We start from the raw sequence: 11,230 nt of genomic DNA on the forward strand, positions 1-11,230 counted from the left end.
CAGCGGCGGCCACCACCGCGATAACACCCGACAGTGCGACCCCCGTCCGGGTGAGCCGGCGGCCCGTGGGGAAGCCCGGGCGCGCCGACGGGTACGCGGGGGGCGTGGCGCGCGGGCGTCCTCGCCGGTGCGCGGAGGTCACGGTGGCCTCGGTGCTCACGAAGCGGCTCCTCATCCCGTTCGCCTTCTCCGCCGTCGCGCTCGCGGATCATCGTGGTCGGTGACGAAGCACTAGGATGGTAGTGCATTCGGCGAGCGACGCAGGACGATCGAGTCTGGAGAGCGACGATGGCGACGGTGGGCTCGGACGCGGCGGGTGCACCCGGCGCGGGTGAGTACGGCCGCACCGGCGCCGCTGGTGAGGCGCCCGGGGACCACGAACACGACCGGGGCGGCGCTCCACTGACCGTGCCCGCCCCACCACCGAGCGCCACCCTGGTCGATGCCGGAGAGTTGCTGCGGGCGCTCGCGGCGCCCGTGCGCATCGCGGTGGTGTTGCAGTTGCGGCACGGTCCGCGGTGTGTCCACGAGCTGGTCGACGCGCTCGACGTGACCCAGCCGCTGATCAGCCAGCACCTGCGGGTGCTCAAGGCGGCGGGCGTGGTACAGGGTGAGCGGCGGGGTCGCGAGGTGGTGTACCACTTGGTGGACGACCATCTGGCGCACATCGTCGTCGACGCCGTCGCGCACGTGCAGGAAGAAACCCCGGCGGAATGAGCGGTATGAGTCAAACCAGGACAGCCGAGACGACCACGGCCGGCGCGCGCGAACGGGCTCCCGTACCCGGCCGCAGGGCGACCCGGCAACGCGCCGCTGTCGTGGCTCTGCTGGCCGAAACCGATGACTTCCGGTCCGCCCAGGAGCTGCACGACGAACTCCGCAGGCGCGGCGAGGGCATCGGCCTGACCACCGTGTACCGGACGTTGCAGTCGCTGTCCGAAGCGGGCGAGATCGACGTCCTGCGCACGGATTCGGGGGAGGCGGTGTACCGGCAGTGCTCGGCGCATCACCACCATCACCTCGTGTGCCGGCACTGCGGCTACACCGTCGAGGTCGAGGGTCCGGCCGTCGAACGGTGGGCCGAGCGCACCGCCACCGGCAACGGCTTCTCCGACATCCGCCACACGGTCGAGATCGTGGGCACCTGCGCGGGCTGCGCCGACCGCGACGCGTCCTGACCGACCGCGGAGAACTCGGGAGGACTCCCGGGACTTCCGCCGGCGCCGAACGCCGCGTGGCAAGGCCCCGACGAGCGTCCGCGCACGACCGTCCCCGGCCGGGCGAGGTGGGCACCCGGGACTACTCGTACTGATCTCGCGGTGCGGGCGTGCGGGTGACGGTGGCGACCGTGAGGTCCGGGCGGTAACCGTTGTCCGGCACGGCCGTGCCGGGGACCACGCGGCCGGTGACCTCGATCCAGGTGTCGTCGGGCAGGCTCCGCACCACCGAGGCGCGCTGCCCGACGAGCCGCACCCGCACCGCGTACGCGTCGGCGGCGCAGCAGCCGATCACCATGCGGGCCAGCGTCGGCTCGCCGCCGCTGTGCACGACGAACCCGGTCAGCGACACCGTGCGGCCGGTCAGGCTGCCCGCGGAGTCCCACCCGGCGCGGCTGACGAACTCGGTGACCGACAGCGCGACCACCTCCTTCTCGGGCAGCGGCGGAAACGCCGAGTCGGACCGTGGCACGGACTGACCACCGTCGTCGCCCGCGCGTTTCACCGAGTCGGAGCCGAGTGCGGGCGGGGCGACGAAGAAGATCGCGAGCACGGGCAGGACCAGCAACCACGCCGACCGCGCCGAGTGGCGGTGCTCGTGCCCGGGACATCCGTCGTCACCCGGCACGGACACGTCGGCACCGCTGTCGCGCGCCCGGCGGCGGGCGGCCAGGACGTCCCGCACCGCGGCGACCGCGCCGAGCCCGAGTGTCACCAGCGCCGCGCCGATCAGCCACGGCTGTAGCGTCGGCTTGACATAGCGCAGATAGTCCCCGGTCAGCGCGATCCGGAGCAGCGCGCCACCGAGCAGCAACAGGAGGATGTTCTGCGTCTCGCGGCGCATCAGCCACCTCCGAGCAGGAGTGTGCCGACCACGACCGCGCACCCGGTGGCGACGACGAACGTGGCGGGAGCGAACCGGATCGCGAAGCTCCGGCCGAAGGTGCCCGCCTGCAGGGCGAACAGTTTCACGTCCACGGCGGGCCCGACGACGAGGAAGACCAGCTTGGGCAACAGCGGCAGGGGCGCGAGCGAGGCCGCCACGAAGGCGTCCGCCTCACTGCACAACGACAGCACCACCGCCAGCACCGCCATCACCAGCACCCCGAGCACGACCTGTTCCCCGAGCGCGGTGAACCACGACGCGGGCACCAGCACGCCCAGCGCCGCCGACACCAGTGCGCCCAGCACGAGGAACCCGCCCGCGTCCACGAGGTCGGCACGCGCGGTCTCGGCGAACACCGTCCACCGGGCTCGTCCGGACACCTCGGCGACCCGCCGTCGTGCCCGCGCGACCATCCACTCCGGACGGCCCCAGCGAATCCACAGCAGACCCATCACCACCGCCGTGGCCAACGACGCCAGGAACCGGGCCAGCACCATCGCGGGGTCACCCGGGAACGCGACCGCCGTCGACACGAGCACGACGGGATTCACGGCGGGGGCCGAGAGCAGGAACGTCAGCGCGGCGGCGGGTACGACGCCCTGGCCGATCAGCCTCCGCGCCACCGGAACGGACGCGCACTCGCACCCGGGCAACGCCACGCCGGACAGGCCCGCCACGCCCACGGCGGCGCCCTGGCGCCGGGGCAGGACCCGCTCCAGCACCCGCGCCGGGACGAACGCGGCCAGCGCACCACTGACCAGTACGCCCAGCACGAGAAACGGCAACGCCTGCACGCACACCGCGACGAACACGGTCGAGGCGGTGCGCAACGCGGGCACGTCGAGCACGGAGGCCAGCCAGGGCTGACCGACGATCGCGGCGAGCAGCACCACGCACAGCAGCTCGACCGACGAGAACCGAGGCCTGCGCGGAGTCGCCGCGTCACCCTCCGGCGGCGGAGGCTCGGCGGAAGGGACGGAGGTCACGGCGCGCGACGAGCGGGCGGAGGCCGGACCGCTCATGCGCCGAGCAGCTCGCTACGGACCTGGGAAGCGGTCGAGACCACCAGCATCAGCAGGGTGCCCAGCGGGCCCTCGTCGAGCCCCTGCGCGGGAAACGCGTAGCGCAGGGTCAGATCGACCCCGCGCTCGGTGTGGGCGAGGCCGAGTGTGCCGAACACTCCCTGCCCCGCGCGCTCGGCCACCGACGCGGCCAGCACCTGCTCGTCGGGCAGGTCCCACGCCACCACGCAGGTCAGGCTCAGCACGCTCAGCCCGTCGGCAAGGCGCATGGCCTGCACCACGCACGGCACGTCGGCGTGCGAGAAGGTCAACGTGCCGTCGTCGTCGACGTGGACCTCGAGAAAGCGCTCCAGTGCCTGCCGCGCGGAGGACAGCAACGCGGCGGTGTCGGCCGCCTCGGACGTCATGCGGGCTCACCCCCGTCCGCCTCGGCGGCGTCCACGGCGGCCCCGAAGCGGCGGTCCCGCCGGGCGTAGGCCAGGCAGGCCTCCCACAGTTTCGTGCGGTCGAAGTCCGGAAAGAGCGTGTCCTGGAAGACGAACTCGGCATAGGCCGACTGCCAGAGCATGAAGTTCGACGTGCGCAGCTCGCCCGACGGGCGCAGGAACAGATCCACGTCCGGCATCTCGGGCTGGTACAGGTACTTCGCGACCGTGCGTTCGTCCACCTTGTCCGGATTGATCGCGCCGTCGGCGGCGAGCCGGGCGATGCGCCGCGCGGCGTCGCCGATCTCGGCGCGCCCGCCGTAGTTCACGCACATGGTCATGGTGAGCTTGGTGTTGTGCCGGGTCTTCTCCTCGGCGGCACGCAACTCCTTGATCACGCTGCGCCACAGTTTCGGGCTCCGGCCCGCCCACCGGATGCGCACGCCGATCGAGCCGAGGTAGTCCACCTGACGGCGGATCGTGTCCCGGTTGAACCCCATCAGGAAGCGCACCTCGTCCGGGCTGCGCTTCCAGTTCTCCGTGGAGAAGGCGTACACCGAGAGCCACCGCACGCCGAGTTCCACCGCGCCACTGGCGACGTCGATCATCACCGCTTCGCCGCGCTTGTGCCCCTCGATGCGGGGCAGGCCCCGCTGGTTGGCCCACCGTCCGTTGCCGTCCATCACCAGGGCCACGTGGCCCGGCACGAGCTCCGGCGGAATCCGGGGCGGGCGCGCGCCGGAAGGGTGCGGCTCAGGGTCCCGCACCTCCACCTGTGCCGTCGTGGACTCGCGTCCCCTGCGCCGCACCTGGTACCTCCGTGTCGACCGCCCCGGCATTTCCGGACACCGTCTTCGACCCTAACGCCTCGCCGATCGGCGACTCACGGGCACGGCGTTCCACGAACGGCAGGGACCGCAGTTGCCGCTCAAGGTGCCACTGGAGGTGCGCCGCGACCAGCCCGCTCACGTCCCGCCTGATCGCGGCTGTGCTCGCCTCGGCGGTGCCCCAGTCGCCGTGCAGGAGCGCCCCGAGCAGCACCAGCACCTCGGGCGCGGGGTGAACCGAGCCGGGGACGCGGCAGTGCGCGCACAGCGAGCCACCCGCCTGCACGTTGAACGCGCCGTGCGGACCGGCACGGCCGCAGCGGGCGCACTCGGCGATGGCGGGAGCCCAGCCCGAGTGCGCCATCGAGCGCAGCAGGAACGCGTCGAGCACCAGGGACGGGTCGCGCCGCCCCTCCGCCAGCGCCCGCAGCGCGCCGACCAGCAGCAGGTACAGCCGCAGCACCGGCTCACCCTCCTCGGCGGTGAGCCGGTCGGCGGTCTCGGTGATCGCACTGGCCGCCGTGTAGCGCGGGTAATCGCCCACGATCGGCAACGCGAACGCGTCCACCGTCTGCACCTGCGTGATCACGTCGAGCGTGCGGCCGGTGTAGAATTGAACGTCCACGTGCCCGAACGGCTCCAGCCTCGCGCCGAACCGGGAGGTCGTGCGCCGCACCCCCTTGGCCACGGCGCGCACCTTGCCGTGCCGCCGGGTGAGCAGGGTGATGATGCGGTCGGCCTCGCCGAGCTTGTGCACCCGCAGCACCACGCCCGTATCCCGGTAGAGACTCACGTCTCTCATCATCCCACGCGCGCCGTCGGCCTCGAACGCACGCGTCGTGCCGACAGACGACGCACCCGTCCGGCAGGCACCGGTCGCCGAATTCACGACCGCCCGGCGCGGGCACCCGGTAACCTCGGGTCGACCGGTGCCGCCGGACAGTGACGAAGGAGGCTTTCATGACCGCGCGCAATCGACGGGCGGCCGAGGGCACCAGCGGCACCGAACCGACGATCGCCGCCGCCAAGATCGCCCGGAACGCGACACTGGGCGCGGCCGCGATCGCCGCCGCCGCCACGGTGGCCACGGCCGTGCTGACCGGACCATCCGAAACGCGCGGCACCGCCACCGCCGCCGATCCGGGCTCCGGGGCCACGCGCCCGGCGACATCGCGCACGGCGCCGGGCGGCTCCACGGCGACGGCACCCGGCACTGACGATGGGCAGGCCTCCAGCTCACCGTCCTCGGATGCCGACGCGGTGTCTCTTCTCGACCAACCCCCCGTCGAAGGACGCCGAGTCTGGCGGCCGGGCGAAGCGCGGGTGGGTCACGAACAGCATTCGCGCGTACTGACGGCCGAGCCGGGGTGCGCGAGATCCCGTTCCACGAGTTACAACGTCATCCCAGGCATGCGCTCGTTCCACGCGCACGCCGCTGTCACCGACGACTCGATCTCCGGCAGCGTGGACGTCACCGTTCTCCTCGACGGAGAGCCCGCGCGTACGGTCTCCGTCGCCCCCGGCGACGAGGCGGAGGTGGCCGTCGATCTCGGATCGGCCTTCCGTTTCACCGTGCGGGTCGGCTCGTTCTGTAGCGAGCCGTACACCGTGGTACTCATCGACCCGGTGCTGGCACCCTGACGGACCGGAGTGCTCGGCCGCCTCAGAAGCCGAGCTTGCGCAACTGCCTCGGGTCGCGCTGCCAGTCCTTGGCGACCTTGACGTGCAGATCCAGGTAGACCTTGCTGCCGAGCAGGCGCTCGATGTGCCCGCGCGCCGTGGCGCCGACCTCCTTGAGCCTGCCGCCCCGGTGACCGAGCACGATGCCCTTCTGGCTGGGCCGCTCGACGTGCAGGTGCGCGTAGATGTCGACCAGGTCGTCGCGGCCTTCGCGCTGGTGCATCTCCTCGATCGTGACCGCGATGGAGTGGGGCAGCTCGTCGCGCACGCCTTCGAGGGCGGCCTCCCTGATCAGCTCGGCCACCAGCGTCTGCTCCGGCTCGTCGGTGAGATCGCCGTCCGGATACAGCTCGGGACCCTCGGGAAGCCGGCTCACCAGCAGGTCGGACAACAGGCCCACCTGGTAGCCGTCCACCGCCGAGACCGGGACCAGGTCGGCGAAGTCGAGCACGTCCTGGAGCTGGAGAAGCTGACGAGCCACCTGCTCCGGCTCAACCAGGTCGGTTTTGGTGACCACGCCGAGGACCGGCGTCCTGCCCACGATCTTGGCGAGTTCACCGGCGATGAACCGGTCCCCCGGTCCGATCTTCTCGTCGGCGGGCACGCAGAACCCGACGACGTCCACCTCCGACCACGTCGACCGCACCAGGTCGTTGAGCCGTTCGCCGAGCAGCGTGCGCGGCCGGTGCAGGCCGGGTGTGTCCACGAGGATCAGTTGGGCGTCCTCGCGGTGCACGATGCCCCGGATGGCGTGCCGCGTGGTCTGCGGCTTGTCCGAGGTGATCGCGACCTTCGTGCCCACCAGCGCGTTGGTCAGTGTCGACTTGCCCGCGTTCGGCCTGCCGACGAAGCACGCGAACCCGGAGCGGTGCGCGGTCTCGCTCACCTGATGGTCTCCCGCACGGTGCCCGACGCGTCCGCGCGCAGGATCACGGCGTCGGACGCGAGATCGCGCACGGCCAGCAGGGACGCCTCGTGCACGATGTCCTCGTCGGTGACCACGGCCGCGGCCTCCAGTCCCTCGGCTCCACTGGACACCGCCGCCGCCACGGCGGCCTGCACGGCGGTCAGGCTCAGCGACGGAAGCGCGACCGACGCGGCGGCGTAGGTGCGGCCGTCGGTGTCGCGCACGGCGGCACCCTCGGCCGCCCCCACCCGCGCCCGCGTCGAACGAGCGAGGACGACGATCTTCTCGTCCTCCGGGTCCAGCTCAGGCATGCTCTACTCTCCTGTCGCGTTCCTGAAGTTCCTCGGCCCCGGCCGGAGTGCCGGGACCGATCCTGCGTCCGTCGGCCGCGCGCACGACCACGGTGGTGATGCGCATGCGGCCACGCCGGTCCTTGCCGCCCTCGGCGCGCAACCGCAGCCCGTCCACCTCGGCCTCGGCGCCCGGCAGCGGCACCCTGCCCAGCCGTTGGGCCAGGACACCGCCGACGGTCTCCACGTCGTGCTCGGCGAGGTCGACGTCGAACAGCTCGCCCAGATCGTCGAGGCCGAGCCGCGCCGAGACCCGCACCACGTGGTCGTCGACGTGTTCCACCGGCGGACGCTCATCGGTGTCCGACTCGTCGGCGATCTCGCCCACGATCTCTTCGAGAATGTCCTCGATCGTCAGCAGGCCCGCCGTACCGCCGTATTCGTCCACGGCGACGGCCATGTGATGCCGGGACACCTGCATCTGCTTGAGCAGGGTGTCCAGTCGCTTCGAGTCGGGTACGAAGTTCGCCGGGGTCATCAGCTCGCGCACCTCACGCGTGGTGCCGCCTTCGGCGACCGAGGCCTGGGCGAGGTCCTTGAGGTTGACCACGCCCACGATGTCGTCGACCGACTCCCCGATCACCGGAATCCGGGTGAACCCGGTGCGCAGGGACAGCGCGAGCGCCTGGCGCACGGTCTTGTCGTGCTCGATCCACACGATCTCGGTGCGCGGCACCATGACCTCGCGGGCGACGGTGTCGCCGAGCTCGAACACCGAGTGGATCATTTCCCGTTCCTCGGTGCCCACGACCCCGCGCTCCTCGGCGAGGTCGACGAGCTCCCGCAACTCGGCCTCCGTGGTGAACGGACCCTCACGGAAGCCCTTGCCCGGCGTGATGGCGTTGCCGACGACGATGAGCAGTCTGGACAGCGGCCCGAGCACGGTGCCCAGCGCCCGCACCGGGCCCGCGACCAGCGCGCCGATGCGGTAGGGGTGCTGCCTGCCGAGCGTGCGGGGGCCGACCCCCACCAGCACGTAACTGACCACGGCCATCGCCACGCTCGCGACCAGCACCGCCAGCCACACCGGTTCCAGCAGGTCGAGGCAGGCCACCGTGACCAGCACCGTGGCCGTCAGCTCACAGCCCATCCGCAGCAGCAGGAGCAGGTTGATGTGCCGCGAACGCTCCCGCAGCACCACGTCGAGCTGGCGCGCCCCCGCCCGCCCCGATCGGATCAGGCCCTCGACACGGGCCGCCGACGCGGTGCCGATCGCGGCGTCGGCCGCCGCCAGGACACCGCCGAGCAGGACCAGCAGCGCCGCGACGACCAGAAGAGTGGCCGAAGAGGTCACGGTGACTCCGAATCGGTCCTCTCGTGCAGCCCGGCGGCGCCCAGAAGGCGCTCGTCGTTCCCGCGTTGGGTGTCCTGCCTGCGGGCGGCGTTCATCGCGGCACGGAAGTCGCCCAGAATGCGGTTCTGGAGGCCGAACATCTCGCGTTCCTCCTCCGGCTCGGCGTGGTCGTACCCGAGCAGGTGGAGTACGCCGTGCACCGTGAGCAGGTGCAGCTCGTCGAGCAGGGAGTGCCCGGCCGTTCGCGCCTGGCCGCGGGCGAACTCCGGGCAGAGCACGATGTCACCGAGCAGGGCGGGCGAGATCTCGCCCGAGTCGGGCCTGCGCCCGGTCTCCAGCTCGTCCATCGGGAACGCCATGACGTCGGTGGCGCCAGGCAGGTCCATCCACCGCACGTGCAGCTGCTCCATGACTTCCAGGGTCACCAGCGACACCGACAGCTCGGCCAGCGGGCTGACCTCCATGCGGTCGAGCGCGAAGCGGGCGGCGGCCACGATCGAGGTCTCGTCGACGTCGACGCCGGACTCGTTGGCGATCTCGATGCTCACCGTCGCCCCTGCCCGCCGACCGCACGGCCGTCGGCCGCGTCGTCCTGGACGGCCTGCCAGCGCTCGTAGGCGTCGACGATGTCGCCCACCAGCTTGTGCCGCACCACGTCGTGACTGGTCAGGGTCGAGAAGTGCAGATCCTCCACGCCTTCGAGGATCTCACGCACCACGCGCAGCCCACTGCGCTGCCCGTTGGGCAGGTCGACCTGGGTCACGTCGCCGGTCACCACGACCTTCGAGCCGAACCCGAGCCGGGTGAGGAACATCTTCATCTGCTCGGGCGTGGTGTTCTGCGCCTCGTCGAGGATGATGAACGCGTCGTTGAGGGTGCGCCCGCGCATGTAGGCCAGAGGCGCGATCTCGATGGTGCCCGCCTGCATGAGCCGGGGGATGGATTCCGGGTCGACCATGTCGTGCAGCGCGTCGTACAGCGGACGCAGGTACGGGTCGATCTTCTCGGAAAGCGTGCCGGGCAGGTAGCCGAGCCGCTCGCCCGCCTCGACCGCGGGACGGGTGAGGATGATCCGGGTGACGTCCTTGCTCTGCAGCGCCTGCACGGCCTTCGCCATCGCGAGGTAGGTCTTGCCCGTGCCCGCGGGACCGATGCCGAACACCACCGTGTGCTTGTCGATCGCGTCGACGTAACGCTTCTGGTTCAGCGTCTTCGGCCGGATGGTGCGCCCGCGCCGCGACAGGATGTTCATGCTGAGCACTTCGGCGGGCGACTCGGAGCCGCCGCCGGAGAGCATGGTCACCGTGCGGCGGACCGTGTCCGGGCCCACCTGCTGGCCCTTGTTCGCGAGGGTCACCAGTTCCGCGAACACCCGCTCGGCGAAGGCCACGTCACTCGGCGCGCCGGTCAGGGTTACCTCGTTGCCGCGCACGTGGACGTCCGCGTCGAGCAGATCCTCGACCACGCGCAAGTTCTCGTCACGGGAACCCAGCAGCACCAACGCGGCGGAGTCCGGGATCGGGAAACTCGACTGTGCCGACCGGTCCTGCGCGGCCGACGGGTCCGCCTGCGCGGACTCGGACTCGGGCGGTGCGGGGTGCGCGGGTCGCAGCGGTTCGGTTCCGGCCACGTGGCCTCGGGCCTGCTTTCTGCACGCAACGTGCGGGTCGTGTGTCGTCGTCCCTGGTCAGTCGATGTTAACGGGTCACACCGCGTCGGGGCACGGGAGTTTACCCGGCCCGGTGCTCACGGGGAATAACGCCCGAACCGGCCCAGCTGTTCCCCGCCGAGGACGTGGGCGTGCACGTGGAACACCGTCTGTCCGGCGTCGGCCCCGGTGTTGAACACCACCCGGTAGCCGTCGCCGAGGCCGTCGAGTTCGGCCACCCGTGCCGCCGTGGCGACCACGTCGGCCAGCAGTCCTGGGTCGGCGGCGGCCAGTTCCGCCACATCGCGGTAGCGGGTCTTGGGCACCACGAGCACATGCGTGGCCGCCTGGGGGCTGATGTCCCGGAACGCCAGCGTGGTCTCGGTCTCGTGGACGATGTCGGCTGGAACCTCCCGGGCGATGATGCGCTCGAACAGCGTCTTCTCGTCGCTCATGGTCCTCCCGGTCGGGCTGCTCGGTCGGCGGATGCCCCGGTAACGGGCTCCGCGTGGGCCTTCGAGCGTACTGCGACCGCTCCGCCCTCGGCAGCCGCGGCAGTGGCGGCGACCGGAGGGCGCCGGAACCACCGGCCCGGAAAGAAGGGGCCGCGGGGCGGTGCAGCCTGGGGGTCGCTCCACGCGCCACCGCGGCGCCGCCGGACCGAGGGGGAGGTGTCCGACGGTGTCCCTCACCCGGTTCCACAGTGGTCTCCGCGGGTGCTCCCGGGGCTGCCGCAGGGCGCCCGGAAACCTCGTCCCGGTGACCCACCGTGGGCCGACGGGACCCAGAGTAGAGATCCGCGCGGGCCCGTGTGCGGCGAACGCGGGGGATTCGCGCGGAGTTGTGCCACACGTGGCAGCGACCCGCCTCCGTTCGGCCTACCGCCACCGGGCGGTCAGCGCACCGAGGGCGCCCAGGGCCACCGCCCCCGCCGTCGAGGTGCGCAGCACTGTCGGGCCGAGCCGCACCCGGCG

General features: G+C 71.8%; 14 protein-coding genes. 3 read left to right on the forward strand and 11 right to left on the reverse strand.

The window, feature by feature from the left end:
* The first annotated feature begins 288 nt into the window (after window positions 1-288).
* Both SACSA_RS0112955 and SACSA_RS0112960 read left to right on the forward strand, forming a co-directional pair.
* On the forward strand, window positions 289-717 hold the full coding sequence (locus SACSA_RS0112955) for an ArsR/SmtB family transcription factor (RefSeq protein ID WP_019816353.1): 429 nt from the start codon (window positions 289-291) through the stop codon (window positions 715-717).
* A gap of 5 nt (window positions 718-722) precedes the next feature.
* Window positions 723-1,178, forward strand: a complete 456-nt coding sequence (locus SACSA_RS0112960; RefSeq protein ID WP_048876748.1) for a Fur family transcriptional regulator — start codon at window positions 723-725, stop codon at window positions 1,176-1,178.
* A gap of 121 nt (window positions 1,179-1,299) precedes the next feature.
* On the opposite strand, the gene SACSA_RS0112965 is transcribed toward SACSA_RS0112960, so the two are convergent.
* Genes SACSA_RS0112965 through recO form a run of 5 tightly spaced genes read right to left on the reverse strand, consistent with a single transcriptional unit; the run spans window position 1,300 to window position 5,179 of the window.
* Window positions 1,300-2,061: a TIGR03943 family putative permease subunit gene (locus tag SACSA_RS0112965; protein ID WP_019816355.1), complete on the reverse strand. Its 762-nt coding sequence runs from the start codon at window positions 2,059-2,061 to the stop codon at window positions 1,300-1,302.
* Window positions 2,061-3,125 carry a permease gene (locus tag SACSA_RS0112970; RefSeq protein WP_019816356.1) on the reverse strand — a complete coding sequence of 355 codons (1,065 nt, stop codon included), beginning with the start codon at window positions 3,123-3,125 and terminating at the stop codon, window positions 2,061-2,063. The genes SACSA_RS0112965 and SACSA_RS0112970 overlap by 1 nt, the downstream gene beginning before the upstream one ends.
* Window positions 3,122-3,532 carry a hypothetical protein gene (locus tag SACSA_RS0112975; protein ID WP_019816357.1) on the reverse strand — a complete coding sequence of 137 codons (411 nt, stop codon included), beginning with the start codon at window positions 3,530-3,532 and terminating at the stop codon, window positions 3,122-3,124. The genes SACSA_RS0112970 and SACSA_RS0112975 overlap by 4 nt, the downstream gene beginning before the upstream one ends.
* Window positions 3,529-4,359, reverse strand: coding sequence for an isoprenyl transferase (locus SACSA_RS0112980; protein WP_028661835.1), 831 nt, complete (start codon window positions 4,357-4,359; stop codon window positions 3,529-3,531). Before SACSA_RS0112980 ends, SACSA_RS0112975 begins: the two co-directional genes overlap by 4 nt.
* A complete protein-coding gene (gene recO, locus SACSA_RS0112985) occupies window positions 4,304-5,179 on the reverse strand; it encodes a DNA repair protein RecO (RefSeq protein ID WP_198009061.1) in 876 nt (291 codons plus the stop codon). The genes SACSA_RS0112980 and recO overlap by 56 nt, the downstream gene beginning before the upstream one ends.
* Before the next feature lie 158 nt (window positions 5,180-5,337).
* Between recO and SACSA_RS0112990 the strand changes: the two genes are divergently transcribed.
* The gene (locus SACSA_RS0112990) at window positions 5,338-6,018 is read left to right on the forward strand and encodes a hypothetical protein (RefSeq protein WP_019816360.1); all 681 of its coding nucleotides are present in this window, start codon (window positions 5,338-5,340) and stop codon (window positions 6,016-6,018) included.
* 22 nt (window positions 6,019-6,040) lie between these two features.
* Here the strand turns inward: SACSA_RS0112990 and era are convergent, their stop codons facing one another.
* The 6 genes from era to SACSA_RS0113020 all read right to left on the reverse strand — a co-directional run bounded on the left by era (window position 6,041) and on the right by SACSA_RS0113020 (window position 10,711).
* A complete protein-coding gene (gene era, locus SACSA_RS0112995; protein WP_019816361.1) occupies window positions 6,041-6,943 on the reverse strand; it encodes a GTPase Era in 903 nt (300 codons plus the stop codon).
* A complete protein-coding gene (locus SACSA_RS0113000; RefSeq protein WP_019816362.1) occupies window positions 6,940-7,275 on the reverse strand; it encodes a hypothetical protein in 336 nt (111 codons plus the stop codon). Before SACSA_RS0113000 ends, era begins: the two co-directional genes overlap by 4 nt.
* Complete coding sequence (locus SACSA_RS0113005) at window positions 7,268-8,608, reverse strand: hemolysin family protein (protein WP_019816363.1); 1,341 nt, start codon at window positions 8,606-8,608, stop codon at window positions 7,268-7,270. Before SACSA_RS0113005 ends, SACSA_RS0113000 begins: the two co-directional genes overlap by 8 nt.
* Window positions 8,605-9,156, reverse strand: coding sequence for an rRNA maturation RNase YbeY (ybeY, locus tag SACSA_RS0113010; protein ID WP_019816364.1), 552 nt, complete (start codon window positions 9,154-9,156; stop codon window positions 8,605-8,607). The genes SACSA_RS0113005 and ybeY overlap by 4 nt, the downstream gene beginning before the upstream one ends.
* Window positions 9,153-10,238 (reverse strand): PhoH family protein, encoded by a 1,086-nt coding sequence (locus SACSA_RS0113015; RefSeq protein WP_019816365.1) that lies wholly within the window; start codon window positions 10,236-10,238, stop codon window positions 9,153-9,155. Before SACSA_RS0113015 ends, ybeY begins: the two co-directional genes overlap by 4 nt.
* A 116-nt stretch (window positions 10,239-10,354) precedes the next feature.
* Window positions 10,355-10,711, reverse strand: a complete 357-nt coding sequence (locus SACSA_RS0113020; RefSeq protein WP_019816366.1) for a histidine triad nucleotide-binding protein — start codon at window positions 10,709-10,711, stop codon at window positions 10,355-10,357.
* Between the last annotated feature and the right edge of the window lie 519 nt (window positions 10,712-11,230).

Source organism: Saccharomonospora saliphila YIM 90502 (genome assembly GCF_000383795.1).
Classification (GTDB): domain Bacteria; phylum Actinomycetota; class Actinomycetes; order Mycobacteriales; family Pseudonocardiaceae; genus Saccharomonospora; species Saccharomonospora saliphila.

Bases quoted from the DNA above. Each gene is read 5' to 3' on its own strand.
- SACSA_RS0112990 (WP_019816360.1), top strand. From the start codon at position 5,338: ATGACCGCGCGCAATCGACGGGCGGCCGAGGGCACCAGCGGCACCGAA.
- SACSA_RS0113000 (WP_019816362.1), bottom strand. From the start codon at position 7,275: ATGCCTGAGCTGGACCCGGAGGACGAGAAGATCGTCGTCCTCGCTCGT.
- SACSA_RS0112955 (WP_019816353.1), top strand. From the start codon at position 289: ATGGCGACGGTGGGCTCGGACGCGGCGGGTGCACCCGGCGCGGGTGAG.
- SACSA_RS0112965 (WP_019816355.1), bottom strand. From the start codon at position 2,061: ATGCGCCGCGAGACGCAGAACATCCTCCTGTTGCTGCTCGGTGGCGCG.
- SACSA_RS0112970 (WP_019816356.1), bottom strand. From the start codon at position 3,125: ATGAGCGGTCCGGCCTCCGCCCGCTCGTCGCGCGCCGTGACCTCCGTC.
- recO (WP_198009061.1), bottom strand. From the start codon at position 5,179: ATGAGAGACGTGAGTCTCTACCGGGATACGGGCGTGGTGCTGCGGGTG.
- SACSA_RS0113020 (WP_019816366.1), bottom strand. From the start codon at position 10,711: ATGAGCGACGAGAAGACGCTGTTCGAGCGCATCATCGCCCGGGAGGTT.
- SACSA_RS0112960 (WP_048876748.1), top strand. From the start codon at position 723: ATGAGTCAAACCAGGACAGCCGAGACGACCACGGCCGGCGCGCGCGAA.
- SACSA_RS0112975 (WP_019816357.1), bottom strand. From the start codon at position 3,532: ATGACGTCCGAGGCGGCCGACACCGCCGCGTTGCTGTCCTCCGCGCGG.